Source organism: Streptomyces sp. NPDC033966, from assembly GCF_055575955.1.
The window spans coordinates 314,758-332,056 of the sequence record NZ_JBVIRQ010000010.1 but is presented as its reverse complement, the minus strand read 5'-3'; the positions used below and the strand labels follow the sequence as shown (position 1 = coordinate 332,056).

13 protein-coding genes are annotated in these 17,299 nt (G+C 72.5%); 6 read left to right on the top strand and 7 right to left on the bottom strand.

The window, feature by feature from the left end:
* Nucleotides 1-577: 577 nt before the first annotated feature.
* Nucleotides 578-2,017 (bottom strand): peptidoglycan recognition protein family protein, encoded by a 1,440-nt coding sequence (locus tag ACZ518_RS27800; protein ID WP_469115728.1) that lies wholly within the window; start codon nucleotides 2,015-2,017, stop codon nucleotides 578-580.
* Between the two features lie 140 nt (nucleotides 2,018-2,157).
* On the opposite strand from ACZ518_RS27800, the gene ACZ518_RS27795 reads away from it, so the two are divergent.
* From ACZ518_RS27795 to ACZ518_RS27780, 4 genes are all read left to right on the top strand, one after another.
* Nucleotides 2,158-2,907 carry a TIGR03089 family protein gene (locus tag ACZ518_RS27795; protein WP_469115727.1) on the top strand — a complete coding sequence of 250 codons (750 nt, stop codon included), beginning with the start codon at nucleotides 2,158-2,160 and terminating at the stop codon, nucleotides 2,905-2,907.
* Between the two features lie 222 nt (nucleotides 2,908-3,129).
* Nucleotides 3,130-4,419, top strand: coding sequence for an LCP family protein (locus tag ACZ518_RS27790; RefSeq protein ID WP_469115726.1), 1,290 nt, complete (start codon nucleotides 3,130-3,132; stop codon nucleotides 4,417-4,419).
* Nucleotides 4,420-4,642: 223 nt separating this feature from the next.
* Nucleotides 4,643-6,379, top strand: a complete 1,737-nt coding sequence (locus tag ACZ518_RS27785; protein ID WP_469115725.1) for an LCP family protein — start codon at nucleotides 4,643-4,645, stop codon at nucleotides 6,377-6,379.
* Between the two features lie 155 nt (nucleotides 6,380-6,534).
* Nucleotides 6,535-8,262 carry an LCP family protein gene (locus ACZ518_RS27780; protein ID WP_469115724.1) on the top strand — a complete coding sequence of 576 codons (1,728 nt, stop codon included), beginning with the start codon at nucleotides 6,535-6,537 and terminating at the stop codon, nucleotides 8,260-8,262.
* An 87-nt stretch (nucleotides 8,263-8,349) separates the two neighbouring features.
* Here the strand turns inward: ACZ518_RS27780 and ACZ518_RS27775 are convergent, their stop codons facing one another.
* Complete coding sequence (locus ACZ518_RS27775; protein WP_469115723.1) at nucleotides 8,350-9,390, bottom strand: glycosyltransferase family 2 protein; 1,041 nt, start codon at nucleotides 9,388-9,390, stop codon at nucleotides 8,350-8,352.
* Between the two features lie 187 nt (nucleotides 9,391-9,577).
* Between ACZ518_RS27775 and ACZ518_RS27770 the strand changes: the two genes are divergently transcribed.
* Nucleotides 9,578-11,086 (top strand): LCP family protein, encoded by a 1,509-nt coding sequence (locus ACZ518_RS27770; protein WP_469115722.1) that lies wholly within the window; start codon nucleotides 9,578-9,580, stop codon nucleotides 11,084-11,086.
* 7 nt (nucleotides 11,087-11,093) lie between these two features.
* On the opposite strand, the gene ACZ518_RS27765 is transcribed toward ACZ518_RS27770, so the two are convergent.
* The 3 genes from ACZ518_RS27765 to ACZ518_RS27755 form a co-directional block, all read right to left on the bottom strand.
* Entirely contained in the window at nucleotides 11,094-12,614 is a 1,521-nt protein-coding gene (locus tag ACZ518_RS27765; RefSeq protein WP_469115721.1) for a glycosyltransferase family 39 protein, read from the bottom strand.
* On the bottom strand, nucleotides 12,611-12,901 hold the full coding sequence (locus ACZ518_RS27760) for a hypothetical protein (protein WP_469115720.1): 291 nt from the start codon (nucleotides 12,899-12,901) through the stop codon (nucleotides 12,611-12,613). The genes ACZ518_RS27765 and ACZ518_RS27760 overlap by 4 nt, the downstream gene beginning before the upstream one ends.
* Before the next feature lie 113 nt (nucleotides 12,902-13,014).
* Nucleotides 13,015-13,551, bottom strand: a complete 537-nt coding sequence (locus tag ACZ518_RS27755) for an acyl-CoA thioesterase (RefSeq protein WP_469115719.1) — start codon at nucleotides 13,549-13,551, stop codon at nucleotides 13,015-13,017.
* Between the two features lie 106 nt (nucleotides 13,552-13,657).
* Here ACZ518_RS27755 and ACZ518_RS27750 point away from each other — a divergent pair, with 106 nt between their 5' ends.
* A complete protein-coding gene (locus ACZ518_RS27750; RefSeq protein WP_469115718.1) occupies nucleotides 13,658-14,965 on the top strand; it encodes an LCP family protein in 1,308 nt (435 codons plus the stop codon).
* A gap of 126 nt (nucleotides 14,966-15,091) precedes the next feature.
* On the opposite strand, the gene ACZ518_RS27745 is transcribed toward ACZ518_RS27750, so the two are convergent.
* Together ACZ518_RS27745 and manB are read right to left on the bottom strand one after the other, a co-directional pair.
* The gene (locus tag ACZ518_RS27745) at nucleotides 15,092-15,808 is read right to left on the bottom strand and encodes a polyprenol monophosphomannose synthase (RefSeq protein WP_427715320.1); all 717 of its coding nucleotides are present in this window, start codon (nucleotides 15,806-15,808) and stop codon (nucleotides 15,092-15,094) included.
* A gap of 113 nt (nucleotides 15,809-15,921) precedes the next feature.
* Nucleotides 15,922-17,004: a mannose-1-phosphate guanylyltransferase gene (manB, locus tag ACZ518_RS27740; protein WP_469115717.1), complete on the bottom strand. Its 1,083-nt coding sequence runs from the start codon at nucleotides 17,002-17,004 to the stop codon at nucleotides 15,922-15,924.
* Between the last annotated feature and the right edge of the window lie 295 nt (nucleotides 17,005-17,299).

Here is a 17,299-nt window from a genome sequence, read left to right as displayed (position 1 = left end):
CGCGTAGTGATCTCACGCGCCCATCCGCTTCCCACACCGCTCTGATCAACCTCTGGTGCGGGTATCAGCCCAAGACGGTCGTCGGACGCTGAGAAATGAGGAGCGCGTAGCGATCTGGTGCGCCTGGGTGCTCCGCAGGTCGCTCTGATCAACCTCTCGTGCGCATAGTCGCGCCGCGGCCCTGGACCAGGGATCACGGGGCCCGGATGCCCGGCCGGCCAAGGCCCGGCCCCGCCGCCTCATCGCTGACAGGCCCGTCCCTCCCCCTCTGGACCGTGCCGTTCTTTTGGGGGCTTCCCGGCAGTCCTTGTCTTTCCGGGGCGGGACGGGCTGTCAAGGGTCGCCGAAGGCGATCACGAAGTGACGCGACCGAAGGGAGCGCCCTTGACAGGCCGGCCCGAACCGGAAGGACGATGGGACTGACGGGAAACCCCCAAACCCTCTCTGATCCCGCCCGAGGAGATCCCGCCCCCACCCCACCGGCCCGCAGGCGAGGAGGCGGGTGGGCAGCCACCGCCCCGCCCCCACCCCTCGAGGGGGAGATAGCGGGCCCGGGCCACGAGGCGACGTACTCCGCCTACCGTCCCTGGAGCTTCGCCGACGAGGCGCGGGTCGGGGGGAGCTGCTTGTAGAGGAGGCGGCCGGGGCATTCGGTGGCGAAGCCGTCGCGGTGGCCCGAGATGACGTTCAGCTTCACGTTGCTGCCCTTCGGGTAGCGGTTGCCGCCGCCCGACTTCAGGGTGGTCTTCGCCCGCGGGTCCGCCCCGAAGATGCCCAGCTTCCAGGCGGTCAGGCGTGCCACCGCGTCCACCGCCGGGGCCGGCGGGGCGGTGGAGGTGTAGCTGCCGATCACCGCGACGCCCATGCTGTCGGCGTTGAACCCCATGGTGTGCGCGCCGAGTACCGGCTTCGCGACTCCGCCCGCCCGGCCCTCGTAGACCGTCCCGCACTTGTCGACGGCGAAGTTGTAGCCGAAGTCCCGCCAGCCGCTGCTCACCACGTGGTAGCGGTACAGGCTCCGCAGCACCGCCGGGGCGTCCTTGCAGGCGTAGTTGTTGCCGGAGGCGGTGTGGTGGACGAAGGCGGCCTTGACGGTGCTGGTGTAGACGAAGCCCGTCTCGCGCAGGGACTCGTCCGCGCCCCAGCCGCGCCGGGTCACGATCTTCGGGCGGGGGCCGATGTACGGCGCGGCGGCGGCCGTGAGTTCGCCGTCGCTCGCGAAGACGGCGTCGGCCGTGGAGTCCGCCTTGTTCAGCGCCGGGATCTCCAGTGCGCCGAGCGGGGCGTGCGGGAGGTTGGCGGAGGAGGCTTCCGCCATCTCCATGGTCATGCCGGTCTGTACCGCCGTGTCGCCCTTGCCGTCGTCCGTCTCATCCGGGTCGTCCGGGTCGTCCGCGGGGCGCTGCGCCGGGCGGGTCGTGGTGCCGCCGGCGCCGTTCTTGCCGTCCAGGACGGCCACGGGCGCCTCCGCCCCCGGGTCGACGAGTTCGATCCGCATGCCCGACGGCAGCCGGGACGCCGACCGGGTGGCCGGGGTCTCCGCCTGGACGCGGACCTCCACGGCGTCGGAGGCGCCGACCCACAGCGGGGCTGTGCTGCCGCGGACGCGGCCGGTGCCGCGTTCCATCGCGTCGGGGTCGGCGGCGTGTTCGCCGTTGTGGGTCTCGATGTCCTGCCAGTGCGACCACTGCCTCGTGGCCACCGCGCGGGTACGGACTTGGACGCGGCCGACGAGCGGGGTGCTGACGTCGTCCCAGACGACGCCGACCAGCGAGAACGTCTTGACCTCGCGCGCGCCCAGGCCCCGGGTCTCGGCCGGGTCCGGGGCGGCGCTCATGCCGGGCACGCCGGGGATGCGGGCGCCCGAGGGTGCCAGGGGGACGAGCGGCAGCGACTGGGTGGAGCCGGCGGGGTCAGCCGGGATCGACTCTGCGAGGGCAGGAGTGGATAGCGCGAGCGGCAGGGCCAGTGCGGCAGCCGTCGCGACGGCGATGGAGGAAGCAAGAAATCCGCGCATGGAAGCGATGCTGGGCACAGCCACCACGAAGCGCCATCGGAGAACTGACGCTCCGTCCGACGATCAGTACGGCCGCCCACCCCCGTACGGACGAGCCGTCGCCCCCCGTACGGGGGACGGGCCCGCGTACGCTGGGCCGGGTGAACGCCACTGACCGCACCCCTGCCGACCTGCTGCGATCCGCGCTCGCCGCCGATCCGGGCCGCCCGCTCGTGACCTTCTACGACGACGCCACGGGCGAGCGCGTCGAATTGTCCGTCGCCACCTTCGCCAATTGGGTGGCCAAGACCGCCAATCTGCTCCAGGGCGACCTGGGCGCCGAGCCGGGTGACCGGCTCGCGCTGCTGCTCCCGGCGCACTGGCAGAGCGCCGTGTGGCTGCTCGCCTGTGCGTCCGTCGGGGTGGTCGCCGAGGTGGGCGGGGATCCCGCCGGTGCCGACCTGGTGGTGAGCGGGCCCGACACCCTGGAGGAGGCCCGTGCCTGCTCCGGGGAGCGGGTCGCGCTCGCGCTGCGTCCGCTGGGCGGGCGGTTCCCGCAGCCGCCGGCCGGGTTCGCGGACTACGCGGTGGAGGTTCCGGGGCAGGGTGACCGGTTCGCGCCCTTCGCGCCGGTCGACGCCGACGGCCCGGGCCTGGTGGTGGGCGGCGAGGAGCTCTCGTACGCGGACGTGGTCGATCGGGCGCGGGCGGACGCGGCCGGCCGGGGCGCGGGCGAGGGCGCCCGGGTGCTGTCGGGCCTGGGCTACGACAGCTGGGAGGGGCTGTCGGCCGGGCTGTACGGGGCGCTGGCCACGGGCGGCTCGGTGGTGCTGTGCCGGAACCTGGACGCGCTGTCGCCGGAGGCGCTGGAGCAGCGCGTCGAGAGCGAGCGCGTCACCCTCAAGGTCTGACCCCACCCGCCGGGGCCTGACCCCACCCACCGGGGTCCGGCCGCATCCGCCGGAGGTCCGGCCGCATCCGTCCGGACGGCGGCTCCGCCGCCATTTGTCACCCACATGGCCCTTGCCGGGCCCCTGCCCCCGGGCCCGCGACGCCGCCCGGGGGCAGGATCGGCTCCAGGCCGTACTCACCCGTACGGCTGGTCGCCGACAGGGTGAGGGGACGGAGCGCGAGTGACGGGCAGCGCGGGCATACCGTTCGGCGCCGGTGTTGACGGAGGCAGCGGGAGGCCTCCGCACGGGCGCCGGCGCCGGCTGCTGCGCTGGATCGGGCTGGGGCTCGTCCTGTTCGTCCTGGCGGGGGCGGCGGCCGGCTGGTGGCTGTACGCCAAGCTCGACGGGAACATCACCGAGGACAGCTCCGCCGAGGCCGAGCTGCGGCGCTACGAGCGCGAGCGCCCGGCGCACTTCGGGGCCGGCGCCCAGAACATCCTGCTGATCGGCTCGGACTCCCGCTCGGGCACGGCCAACTCGCGCTACGGGCAGGACCAGGGCACCCAGCGCTCGGACACCACGATCCTGCTGCACCTTCCGGCGGACCGCGGGAGCGCCACGGCCGTGTCGATACCCCGGGACCTGATGGCGGAGGTCCCGAGCTGCCTGAAGCCGGACGGCACCCGGACCGGCGAGCGGTTCGCGCAGTTCAACTGGGCCTTCCAGTGGGGCGGGGCCGCCTGCACGATCCGTACGGTCGAACGGCTGACCCGGATCCGCATCGACCACCACATGGTGGTGGACTTCGGCGGGTTCAAGAAGATGGTCGACGCGGTCGGCGGGGTGGAGGTGTGCCTGAAGCGGCCGGTGGTGGACGAGGAGGCGCACCTCAGGCTTCCGGCGGGGCGCCAGCTGCTCCAGGGCGAGCAGGCGCTCGGGTTCGTCCGGGCCCGGTACGGCCTGGGCGACGGCAGCGACACCGAACGGATGGAGCGCCAGCAGCAGTTCCTGGGCTCGCTGGTGGAGAAGGTGAAGAGCAACGGGGTGCTGCTGAACCCGGCGCGGCTGTATCCGCTGCTGGACGCGGCCACCTCCTCGGTGACCACCGATCCGGGGCTGGCGTCGCTGCGCGACCTGTATGAACTCGTACGGGGCGTACGGGACATACCGACCGAGCAGGTCAAGTTCCTGACCGTGCCGCGTCGCCCGTACGCGGCGGATCCCAACCGGGACGAGCTCGTGGAGCCCGACGCGGCCCGGCTGTTCCAGCAGCTGCGCATGGACCGGCCGCTGACGATCACCTCTCCGGAGCCCGACCCGCAGGTCCGTCCGGAGCCCGATCCGGCACCCGATCCGGAGCCCCGTCCGCGGTCCTCGGAGCCGGTCCGGGACGGTGCCGGACGGGCCACGGCGACCGGCCCGGCGGCGACTTCGGGGGAGCCCGCGCCGGCGACAAGCGGAGGCTCCGGGGCGGCCACTCCGGTGCCGACTTTCACGGGAACCACGGCGGCCGCGGCCGACTGCCGGTAAAGCAATCCAAAAGCCCGGGGCCGGACCGAGCCCGATGGGCGCTTTGGCCCGTTATAGAGGGAGTGGATTTTGTCACCAGCATGGTTTGGGGCTGACCTGGCCGGATAAGGTGAGCGATCCGGTGCACCGGCCGTGACAGGGGCCGTGCACCAGCAGCCGGATCGTTGACCGCGTGCCTGGGGGGAGGCGCGTCGCGAAGCACCGACGGAGGATTCGAGCAACCGTGGATGCGCAAAGCCGTGGGCGGGCGGACGAGATCGACCCCGCAGACCAGTGGGTGCTCAATCCCCGCACCGGCAACTACGAACTGCGACTGGAGCATTCCGCTGCGCAGCAGCAGACCGTCGCCGCACCCCGCAGATCCCGCAGAACCGCCACCGCCCCCTCCGCGCCGACGGCCCCCTCCCCGGCCGTACCCAAGCCCCGCCGCGGTGAGGGCACGCCCGGCGGGAGGCGCGGCGGGCGCCCGCGCAAGGGCGGCGGCCGGCCCCGGCGCCGCAAGGTCCTGGTGGCGACGGGCGGCACCCTGGCGCTGCTGCTGGTGGCCGGCGGGCTGGGCTCGTACCTCTACTACGAGCACCTGAACGGCAACCTGAAGGTCATCGACACCGGTGGCGCGGGCGGCGGTTTCAAGAAGGACCAGCCGATCAACATCCTGGTGATCGGCACCGACAAGCGCAGCGGCAAGGGCAACGAGGGCTACGGGGACGCGGAGAGCGTCGGCCACGCCGACACCACGATCCTCTTCCACGTGTCCAAGGACCGCAGCAACGCGACGGCGCTGTCCATCCCGCGCGACCTGATCACCGACATCCCGGCCTGCCCGACCAAGCAGTCGAACGGTGCGGTGAAGGACATCCCCGGCACCAAGGGCACCCGCTTCAACAACAGCCTGGGCCAGGAAGGGCGCGACCCGGGCTGCACGATGCGCACGGTCAAGCAGCTGACCGGCCTTGAGGTCGACAACTTCATGATGGTCGACTTCAACGCGGTGAAGAACCTGAGCACGGCGGTGGGCGGGGTGCCCGTCTGCGTGGAGAAGGACGTCGACGACCGCGATTCCAAGCTGAGCCTGAAGGCGGGCGAGCACCGCCTCCAGGGCGAGCAGGCGCTGGCCTTCGTACGGACGCGGCACGCGTTCGGCAACGAGAGCGACCTGGACCGGATCAAGACCCAGCAGCAGTTCCTGGGTTCGATGATGCGGGAGATGAAGTCCAAGGAGACGCTGACCAGTCCGAAGAAGTTCGTGTCGCTCGCGGAGGCGGCCACCAAGTCGCTGACGGTGGACCAGGGGCTGGGGTCGATCGGCAAGCTCACCGATCTCGCCGGTGAGCTGAAGGACATGAACCTCAAGAACATCACGTTCACCACGCTCCCGGTCCTCGACAATCCGAACGAGCCGGCGAACCGCAAGTCGACCGTGGTCCTCAACTCGGCGCAGGCCGAGCCGCTGCTCCAGATGATCCGCGGGGACGTCTCGCTCACCGAGGTCGAGAAGAAGGAGGCGGCGGCGAAGGAAGCGGCCGACGCCGACGCCAAGAGCCGGCAGGACGCGGTGCTCCAGGGCAACCGCGCGCCCGCCGGGGACGTCCGGGTGGACGTGTACAACGGCGGCGGGCCCCCGGGGTCGGCCTCCACTACCCTGACCTGGCTGCAGAACGCCAAGGGCGTCCACAAGGCCAGCAACCACGGCAACGCCTCCACCCGGCTGGGCGCCACCCAGCTGGAGTTCGCCCCGAACCAGGCCGACCAGGCCCGGGCGCTGGCGGACATGATGGGGCTGTCCGGCGCCGCTCTGAAGATGGGTTCCGTGGACGCGGGTCCGAGGACGCCGATGAAGCTGACGCTCGGCTCCGACTTCAAGGAGCCCGGGAAGCCGCTCGGCGCGCCGGAGACTCCGCAGCAGGCGCCCGAGGGGCTCCAGCGGGTCGAGGCGGACAAGGCGGTCTGCGCGAAGTGAGCGGTCTGCGCCACGCGGGCGGACGGCTGTTACGGCACGAGGACGGCACGTACCAGCACCTGCACCAGCGAGCTTTTCGACCGACCGGCGTATGACGGGCGGTAGCCGGTGGGACCGGCACCATACCGACCAGTAGTGATCTTGAGGGGGGACGCGTGAAGCACAGCAGCGTGCGGGGGGAGGGGGCGCCCGACCAGGCCGCCGACGGCATATCCGACGGCGACGGGAAAGCCGCCGCCTCGGTGCCCCCGCCCCGGAAGGGCTCGGGTACGACCCGGCCCCCGGACGGTGGGCGCCCGGTGCGGCGGCGGCGCCGCCGGGTGCTGTTCTGGGTGGCGTCCGTCATGGCGTTCCTGATCCTGGGGACCTCGGCGGCCGGGTACCTCTACTACCGTCATCTCGACGGCAACATCCGCAGCGGGCAGCGCCTGAGCGGAGAGAGCGGCGTGGAGAAGACCCACGCCAACGCCAAGGGCCAGCGGCCGCTGAACATCCTGCTGATCGGCTCGGACAGCCGCAACAAGCCGGAGAACGTCGAACTCGGCGGCAGCCGCGACACCGTGGGGAACCCCCCGCTCGCGGACGTGCAGATGCTGCTGCACGTGTCGGCCGACCGCGAGAACGCCTCCGTGGTGAGCGTCCCGCGCGACACCCGGGTCGAGATTCCCGAGTGCACGGACCCGAAGACCGGTGAGAAGTTCAAGAAGACCCGGGCGATGATCAACGAGTCCCTCGGCCGCGGCGGCCCCGGCTGCACGCTGGCCACGTGGGAGAAGCTGACCAACGTCTACATCGACCACTGGATGATGATCGACTTTTCCGGTGTGGTGCAGATGGCCGACGCGGTCGGCGGCGTCCCGGTCTGCGTCAAGGACAACGTCTGGGACCGGCCGCTGGCCACTTCCGGCGGCGGCTCCGGCCTCAAGCTCCAGAAGGGCACCACCCGGGTCAAGGGCGAGCAGGCCCTCCAGTGGCTGCGCACCCGGCACGCGTTCAGCAGCGACCTGGGCCGGGCGCAGGCCCAGCACATGTACATGAACTCGATGATGCGCGAGCTGAAGAGCCAGAACGCCTTCACCGACGTCGGCCGGATCACGGCGCTGGCGGAGGCCGGGACCAAGGCGCTGGAGGTCTCCGAGGAGATCGGCTCGGTCAAGAAGCTCTACAACCTGGCCATGCAGCTCAAGGACGTGCCGACCAACCGCATCACGATGACGACGATGCCGACCTTCCAGGACCCCTCGGACCCGGACCGGCTCATCGTGAACCCCGCGGACGCCGACAAGCTGTGGGCGATGCTCCGCAAGGACGTGGCCTTCGACAAGAACGGCACTCCGACGGCCCCGCAGAGCCCCTCCGCGCAGGCCTCGCCGTCCGCTCCCGCCCCGGGCGCCTCGCAGCCCGCGCAGCCGGGCCAGTCGGCACAGCCGGGCCAGCCGAGCCAGGAGCCGTCGAAGGAGCCGTCGACCGCCCCGGACAAGATCCAGGTCAACGTGGTCAACGGCACCGCCGTGGAGAAGATGCCGCTGGCGCCCCGGCGGGCGAACGTGGTGGCGGAGGCCCTGGTCTCCAAGGGCTTCACGGGGGCCCGCGCGGACAGCGCGCTGACCCCGGAGAAGACCACCGTGGTGCGCTACCCGACCCCCGACCTGGCCGACGAGGCGCAGAGCGTGGCGGCGGCCATGGGCATCCCGGGCACCGCTGTGCAGCAGTCGGCGGACGTCTCCCGGATCACCCTGGTCGTGGGTGGCGACTGGCGCGACGGCGCCGCCTACCCGCAGCAGGCGCCCCCGGAGGCCGGTTCCGTGCCGGACACGGCCGACGCCCTCAACGGTTCGGACACCGGGGCCTGCATGGAGGTCTACAAGCCGTACCGCTGGTGAGCCGGCCCGGATGAACGCGAAGGGGTGACCCGGTCCGCGAAGGACCGGGTCACCCCTTCCACCGTGTCCGGGTCCGGACGGGAGGTGTCAGACCTGCGAGCGGTCCCGGGCGGGGACCGGGCCCGCAACCGACGGGCGGCGGCTCGCGATGACCTTGCGGGCCAGCGAGCGCGGGCTGGTGAGGAAGCCGAAGCCCCAGCTCATGTGCATGGTGGCGAGGGCGACGGGGATCTGCGCCCGGGCCTTCAGCGGCAGCCCCTTGCCCGCCGGTACGGAGCCGGCGGTGATCGCCGCGAGGTAGCCGGCCGGGACGGCGAAGGCCCACGGGGTGACGGCCACGCCCGCCACCACACCGGCCGCGATCGCGCAGACGGCGGCCGGCGGGGCCAGGTAGCGCAGGTTGATGGAGCCCGAGTGGTAGCGGGCCACGACGTGGCGCCAGCGGCCGTAGTCCTTGTACTGCTTGGCCAGGGCCCGTACGGAGGGCCGCGGGCGGTACTGGACCTTCAGCTCGGGCGAGAACCAGATGAGCCCGCCCGCCTCGCGGATGCGGAAGTTCAGCTCCCAGTCCTGGGCGCGGATGAACTCCTCGTTGTACCCGCCCTGCTGTTCGAGGGCCTCGCGGCGGAAGACGCCGAGGTAGACGGTATCGGCCGGGCCGGCCTGGCCACCGGTGTGGAAGGCCGCGTTGCCGACGCCGATCTTCGAGGTCATCGCGGCGGCGACGGCCTCCTCCCAGGCGTTCTCGCCCTCGGCGTGCATGATGCCGCCGACGTTCTGCGCGCCGGTCTCCTCCAGGAGGCGGACCGCGGTGGCGATGTAGTTCGGGGAGAGCATGCCGTGGCCGTCGACGCGGACGACGATCGGGTGGCGCGAGGCCTTGATCGCGGCGTTGAGGGCGGCGGGGGTCCGTCCGGTGGGGTTCGGGACGGTGTGGACGCGGGGGTCTTCGCGTACGAGTTCGGCGGCGATCTCGTCGGTGCGGTCCGTGGACGGCCCGAGCGCGATCACCACCTCCATCTCGCCTGCGTATTCCTGTCCGAGGATGTGCCGGACGGAGTCACGCAGGTGGCGCTCCTCGTCGAGCACCGGCATGATCACCGAGACTGCGGGCTGCTGGGCGGGCATGGCGTCCTTCACGGTCGGGTATCGGTGTCACGTTACCGCGTACGGGGGAAACGGGTGCGCGGCGGACGAGCGGTACGGACAGCAGCTGATCGTATGGGCCTACTGTTCTGACAAATCTGCCCGATGTGCCGGCCGGTCAGCACCGTGAGCGAACCGCCGGCTCCGTCCCCGTGCTGTCCCCGCGGAGGTGTCCACCGTGCCCCAGCCGCACCGTCCCACCCCACCCGCCAGGTCCTCCCAGCCGCAGCGTGCGCGCGGCGGCGGCCGTCAGGGCCGGCGCCGGGACGGCCGGCCCCGGTGGGGGGTGCGGATCGCGGCCGGGATGTCGCTGGTGGTGCTGGGGTCCGGGGCCGTCGGGCACGCGGTGATGACCGGCCTGGACACCGGGATCGAACGGGTCGACCCCTTCAAGGACATGAAGAACCGCCCGCAGGCCGGGCACGGGATGAACTTCCTGCTCGTCGGCACCGACGGCCGCGACAGGATCAGCCCGGACGAGAAGCGCGAGTACCGGCTCGGCGGCGCCCCCTGCCACTGCACCGACACGATCATGCTGGTGCACCTCTCCGCCGACCGGGAACGGGCCAGCGTGGTCAGCCTGCCCCGGGACAGCTACGCCGAGCTGCCCGCCCACCCCGACCCGGTGACCGGCAAGCCGCACCGGCCCCACCCCGTGAAGCTCAACGCGGCCTACGCCGAGGGCGGGCCGAACCTGACCGTGCGCACCGTGGAGAACATGACCCGGGTCAAGATCGACCACTATCTGGAGGTGGACTTCAGCAGCTTCATGAAGACCGTCGACGCGATGGGCGGCGTGGAGATCTGCACCGTCAAGGCCCTGCACGACCAGAACACCGGCCTGGACCTGCTGCCCGGCACGCACCGGCTCAGCGGCGGCCAGGCCCTGCAGTACGTCCGCTCCCGCCATGTCGACGGGGCCTCCGACCTGGGCCGCATGCAGCGCCAGCAGCGGTTCGTCGCCGCCCTCGTCAAACAGGCCACGGGGGGCGGGGTGCTGCTCAACCCGGTGAAGTTCAAGGAGGTCAGCTCCACCCTGCTGGGGTCGGTGCGGGCCGACCGCGGCTTCGGCTCGGAGCAGATGCTGGCGCTGGGTCAGGCCATGCGCGACTTCACGCCCTCCTCGTCCGAGTTCGCCTCGGTGCCGGTCGGGGACGCGTCGTACCCGGTCAAGGGCATCGGCTCGACGGTGAAGTGGGACGAGCCGAAGGCCGCCCGGCTCTTCGAGTCGCTGCGCCAGGACCGCCCGCTCGCCCCGCCCAGGCCCGGCGGGGGCGCCGGCGGGCGGCAGCGGCCCGCCGCCGTGCCGGTGGACGTGCCGCCGCAGCAGATCCGGGTCCAGGTCGAGAACGGGACCCGGATCGACGGGCTCGGCGGCCGGGTGGACGAGGCCCTGCGCGCCACCGGCTTCGACACCACCCGCGCCCCGGGCAACGCCGCCAGCCGCCACGTCCGGCGCACGGTGATCGCGTACGACCCGCGCTGGGACCGCTCCGCCCGCACGGTGGCGGCGGCGCTGCCGGGCAGCGAGCTGCGCGCGGTCGCCGGGCAGGGCCGCACGGTGCTGGTGACGGCCGGCTCGGACTACCGCAAGGTGGTGCCGGTGCGGGCCGAGGACCCCTACCAGGGCGGGGAGGGCCAGGCCGTCACCGGCGACCAGGTCGTGTGCGGGCCGTGAACAGGCCCTAGGCGGCGCGCTCCAGCAGGGAGACGGTCAGGCCGCGCACCGTCTTGCTCTCGACCACCCGGAAGTGGCTGCGCAGCGCGTCGGCCTGCCCCTTCGGGAACTTGTGGAACGGGTCGTCCGTGCCGCTCCAGGTCACCACCCACACCCGCGGGGTGGCGCGCAGGCACTCCACGGGCCGGGCGCACTCCTTGGGGAACAGGTCGTCGCGCTCCAGCGCCGAGCGCTCCGTGAAGACGTCCCTGAGGTGGACGCGCTCCGGCAGGAAGTACCCCACCTGGAAGTCGATCATGAACACCTTGTCGTCGCCGCGCACGGGCGCGAACCCGTCCCCGGGCCGGTAGCCCTTGGCGATGATCTGCGCCACGGCCTGGCCGTCGAGCTCGACCCTGGCCCACTCGGTACGCATCTGCCGCTGGTCGGGAAGGCCGAGGAGGATCAGCCCGGCCAGCACGAGCGCCCCGGCCCGCGGCGGCCGCAGCGCGGCCAGGGCGGCGGCCGCGAGCACCGCCCAGGCGGGCAGGGTGAAGAGCAGGTAGCGGTCCATGAAGTACGAGGTGCTGCCCTGCGAGACCACCCAGGCGGCCACGATCGGGGCCGCGCCGGTCAGCAGGAGCTCCACGGCGGGCCGCCGGCCCCGGCTCCAGGCGAGCGGGAGCAGCACCAGCGCGGCGAGGGCGAGGGCGACCATCGGGGAGCCGAAGAGGCTGTCCCACAGCTCGGCGACGGTCCGCAGGCGCGGGGTCTTGATCCAGCTGATCTGGCGGCCGACCTGGCGCCGCCCGAGCAGCACCAGCGGGACCACGGGGAGCAGGGCGACGGCCACCGTCAGCGCGAACGCGGCGACGGTGCGCCCGCGCCGGTCCCCCCACCAGCGCAGCAGCACGATCAGGCCGTGCGGCAGCAGGATGAGCAGGGACACGACGTGGAACAGCCCGGCCGCCGCCACGGCGAGGGCGTACGGGGCCCAGCGCCGCAGGACCGGCCGCTCCAGCGCCCGCAGCAGCAGCCAGGTCGCGGCGCTGACGGCGAGCACGACGAAGGCGTACGACCGCGCCTCCTGCCCGTACCGGGACACGGCGGGCACGAAGGCGAAGAGCAGCCCGGTGAAGACGGCCGTCCGGCGGTCGAAGAGCGTACGGGCCGTCAGGACGGCGAAGGCGGCGGCGCCGGCCATGGCGAGCGCCGACGGGAGCCGGAGCATGGCGATGGAGTCCCCGAATACGGAGACCCAGCCGTGCAGCAGGAGGTAGTAGAGGCCGGAGACGGCGTCGACGTGCCGCAGCATGTCGAGCAGCTCGCCGGTGCTCCGCGAGGCGGCGTTCCAGCTGGCGAGTTCGTCCCGCCAGAGCTGGGCGCGGCCGATGCCGAAGGCGGCGACGGCGAGGGTCAGCAGGGCGGCCCACAGCCAGTCGTAGCGGGCCTGCGGCCGACGGGGGGCCGCGGGCTCCTCGCCCGTCCCGGCGCGTCGGCGCCCGGCCGGACCGGCCGGGGAATCGGGCAGCGTGCGTGCGGAGGTCATCGGGTGGAAGTGCCTTCTGCGGAGACGGCAGGGCGCTCGACGGTCGCGGCGCGGCTGCGTACGGGTGGGTCGGACTTCGGCAGGGCAGGGCCGGAGGCGTCCGGCATCCGCCGCATGAGCTTCTCGGGCTTGCCGCCCCACACCGTGACCACCATCGGCGTGGCCGCCGGCCGCGGGCCGTCCAGGGCACGCAGCCGCGGCGGGCGGGCTCCGGGGGTGCCCGTGCGCGGGCCCGGGATCGCCGGCCGGGTCCTCGGATCCGGCGGTGGCGGCATGGCCTTCGGCATCGTGAGTGCATCTCCGCGGCAGCGACTGGTGGGGGCCACGCCACCGCCCGGGTGCCGGGCGGTCGTACGTCAGCGCAGCAGTCTACGGGGGGCCGCTGCCGCCGCCGAATGGATCACTCCTCGATGCCCTCGGCGGCGCGCCGCGCACGCAGCTCGGTGATCGCCTGCCGGCGGGCGAGCCGGTGGGTGCGGCGGATCTGGGCCTCCTGGTAGCGGCGCTCGTCCTGCTCGGTCTCCGGGATCACGGGCGGGACCGTGCGGGGCTTGCCGTCGGAGTCCACGGCCGTGAAGACGAGGTAGGCGCTGCCGACCTGGGTGGCGGGGGTGGACTCGTTCCACCGCTCCGCGAGGACGCGTACGCCGATCTCCATCGAGGAGCGGCCGGTCCAGTTGACCTGGGCCCGGACGTGGACCAGGTCGCCGACGCGGACGGGGGCGAGGAAGGCCATCTCGTCCATGGAGGCGGTGACGGCGGGCCCGCCGGAGTGGCGTCCGGCGACGGCGCCGGCGGCGTCGTCCACCAGCTTCATGATCACGCCGCCGTGCACGGTGCCGAGCAGGTTGGTGTCGTTGGCCGTCATGATGTGGCTGAGGGTGGTCCGGGACGCCGAGATCGGCTTGCCCTCGGGTGCGTCCGGTATCTGTGTCATACAGCCACCTTAAAGGCGGCCCGTAGGCATCAGGTGTGCAACAGGCGCGGTACGAAGCGTGGACCGGGGTGTCGGGCGGCGGTCCCGGGCGGGCATCCTTGTCCGCATGAGTGACTGGGACGGGTACGGCGAGCGCGACGCGCGGGGCCGCCGCGATGACGGGTACGGGCGCGGCAGCGGGCAGGCGCAGCCGGACGGTGCGCAGCGGATGCGCCACGTCCAGCGGCAGCGGCAGCCGCAGCGCCCGCCGGTCCCGCCGCAGGCCCCGCCGCCGGGCGGCCGTCCGGGGTACGGGGTGCCGCAGCAGCAGGCGCAGGGCCCCGACTCCGCGTACGACAGCGGCTACAACACCGGCCAGGTGTACGGCCGTCCCGCCGGCCCCGGCGGGCCGGGTCAGCGGCCGCCCGGCGGGCCCGGCCGGCCGCAGGGGCCGGCCCCGGACTGGCGCAAGCGGATCAAGATCGGTTCGATCGCGGTGGTCTCCGTACTCCTCGTGACCGGCATCGGCACCTACTTCTGGGCGGACTCCCAGGTGCGCCGCGAGGTCGACCTGTCGAAGGTCATCGAACGCCCGAAGGAGGGCGACTGCACCACGTACCTCATCGTGGGCTCCGACAGCCGCGAGGGGATGTCCGACGAGGAGAAGAAGAAGCTCCACACGGGCTCCGCCGAGGGCAAGCGCACCGACTCGATGATGATCCTGGCGAAGTGCTCCAGCGGGAACACGATGATCTCGCTGCCGCGCGACTCGGACGTGGAGATCCCCTCCTTCGTCGGCTCCCAGTCGGGCAAGAAGTTCGCCGGCACCGGAAAGCGGACCAAGCTCAACGCCGCGTACGCGGAGGACGGGCCGGAGCTGCTGGTGCGGACGGTGGAGTTCAACACCGGGCTGCGCATCGACCACTACGCCGAGATCGGCTTCGCCGGCTTCGCGAACATCGTCGACGCGCTCGGCGGCGTGGAGCTGGACATCGAACAGGGCTTCAAGGACGAGAAGTCGGGCGCCGACTTCAAGGCGGGCAAGCAGACCCTCAACGGCGAGCAGTCGCTGGCCTTCGTCCGCACCCGGTACGCCTTCGCCGAGTCGGACCTCCAGCGGACGAAGAACCAGCAGAAGTTCCTCTCCGCGCTCGCGAGCCAGGCGGCCACGCCGGGCACGGTCCTGAACCCGTTCTCCCTCTACCCGGTCATGGGTGCGGGCCTGGACACGCTGATCGTGGACAAGGAGATGGGGCTGTGGGACATGGGGCAGATGTTCTTCGCGATGAAGGGCATCAGCGGCGGTGAGGGCGTGTCGATGAACATGCCGATCTCCGGTCAGCGCGGCGGCAACCTCGTCTGGGACAAGGCGAAGGTGCAGCAGCTGGTCAAGGAGATCCAGAACGACCAGAAGGTGACCGTCAGGGGGCAGTGATCCGGCCCGGGCCCCCGGAGCGGAGACCGCGAGACCGCGACACCGCGAGACCGCGCGGGAAGAAAGGAAGGAGGGGTACCCCGCCCGGGGTACCCCTCCTCCTCGTTCCGTCCTACCGTCCGTGCGCTACTTGCCGGCGCGGGCGCGGAGCTTCCACGGCATGGCGATGGACTCCAGCTGGACGGCCAGGTTCATCTTGGACTCGCCGACGGTGCGGTCCTCGAAGTGGATCGGGACCTCCATCACCTGGAAGCCGCGGCGCAGGGCCTTGAACTTCATCTCCACCTGGAAGCTGTAGCCGGCGCTGCCGATCGACGCGAGGTCGATCGCCTTGAGCGCGCCGGCGCTCCACAGGTTGAAGCCGCCGGTGATGTCGCGGACGCGGGTGCCCAGGATGGTGCTCGCGTACGCGTTGGCCCAGCGGGAGAGCAGCTTGCGGTGCGCGCCCCAGGCGTCGGAGAGGGTGCCGCCCGGCACGTAGCGGGAGCCGACGACGAGACCGGCGCCGGTGGAGCGGGCGACGCCCAGCATCTCGGCGATCTTGCCGGCCGGGTGGGAGCCGTCGGCGTCCATCTGGAGCACGTACTCGGCGCCGTCCTCGACGGCCTTGGCCATGCCCGCCGCGTAGGCACGGCCGAGGCCGTCCTTCGCGGTGCGGTGCAGGACGGACATGCGGGGCTTGCCGTCCTCGGTGAGGAAGCCCTCGGCGAGCTCGTCGGCGATCTTGCCGGTGCCGTCGGGCGAGGAGTCGTCGACGATCAGCAGGCGCAGGCCCGGCTGGTCGAGACCCATGAGCAGCTCCACCATGCCCGGCAGGTTGCCCGCCTCGTTGTAGGTGGGCATGACCACGGTGAGCGGCGTGTCCGCCCAGGTGTCGGGGAGCTTCGTGGTTGCGACGTCGGTCGCGCGGGGAGTCTGCTGCTCGCCTATCACAGGTTGTGCCTCACTGAAGTTGGTCACCGGTCGGAGGAGAAGCGGACGGCGGCGTCGGGCAGTTCAGCCTCGCACCACACCCGCACCCCTGCGCGAAGTTCGTTGTCAGCCCCCACGACGGCACCGTCGCCGATGACCGCGCCCGTCAGCACCGTGCGCGTTCCCACCGAGGCGCCTGCGCCGATGAGGCTGGCGCTCACCACCGTGTCCGCGCCGAGGATCGCGCCGTCCAGCACGATGGAGCCCTGGACGACAGCGCCCGATTCGATCCGGGCGCCGGCACCCACAACGGTACCGCCCGAGAGCTTGGCGCCCTCCGCCACCTCGGCACCGGGGAGCACGAGGGCCTCGCCGCGCGGGCCGGGGACGGCCGGGGAGGCGACGATGCCGCGCACCAGGTCGGCGGAGGCCTGGACGAAGGACTCGGGCTTGCCGAGGTCCAGCCAGTAGGTGTCCTCGGTGACGCCGTGGAGCTTGGCACCGGAGGCGAGCAGGCCGGGGAAGGTCTCGCGCTCGACGGATACCGCCCGGCCGGCCGGGATCGAGTCGATCACGCTGCGGCGGAAGACGTAGCAGCCGGCGTTGATCTGGTCGGTGATGATCTCCTCGGGGGTCTCCGGCTTCTCGGTGAAGGCGAGCACCCGCCCGTCGGAGTCGGTGGGGACCAGGCCGAAGGCGCGCGGGTCCTCGACGCGCACGAGGTGCAGGGAGACGTCGGCGTCGGCCGCCTGGTGCGACTCGACCAGGCCGGCGATGTCGAGACCGGTGAGGATGTCGCCGTTGAAGACGAGGACCGGGGAGTCCGGGCCGCCGGTCAGGCGCTCGGCGGCGTTGCGGATGGCGCCGCCCGTGCCCAGCGGCTCGTCCTCGACGACGTATTCGAGGGTGATGCCGAAGTCGGAACCGTCGCCGAAGTAGGGCTCGAAGACCTCGGCGAGGTAGCAGGTGGCCATCACGATGTGCGTGACACCGGCGGCGGCGGCCCTGGCTATCTGGTGGGCGAGGAACGGGACGCCCGCTGCCGGAACCATCGGCTTGGGGGTGTTCACCGTCACGGGGCGCAGTCGCGTCCCCTGCCCACCGACCAGCAGGATCGCTTCCGTCATTTTGTTCTCTCCCCAACCGGTTCGGGCGTACGAAGCTTCAAAGTTAGCCCATCCCGGGCGGTGCAAAGCCCGGAGGCGGGCCGGGCGGGCCGCCTCCGGCAACGTTCCGGTTACGGCGGGTTCCGCGCTCCGCGCGGGCGCGTGGGCCCGCCCGTCCCCTCTATATGCACGGCGTCCGGGCCGCGCGGCCGAAGACCCGCTGCTCAGCGGCGAAACCCCGCCCGCGAGATCCGCCCGCGGGCCGCGGGCGGTGCGGGCGGTGCGGGCGGACGGGGAGCCTCCCCCTCGGGCGGGG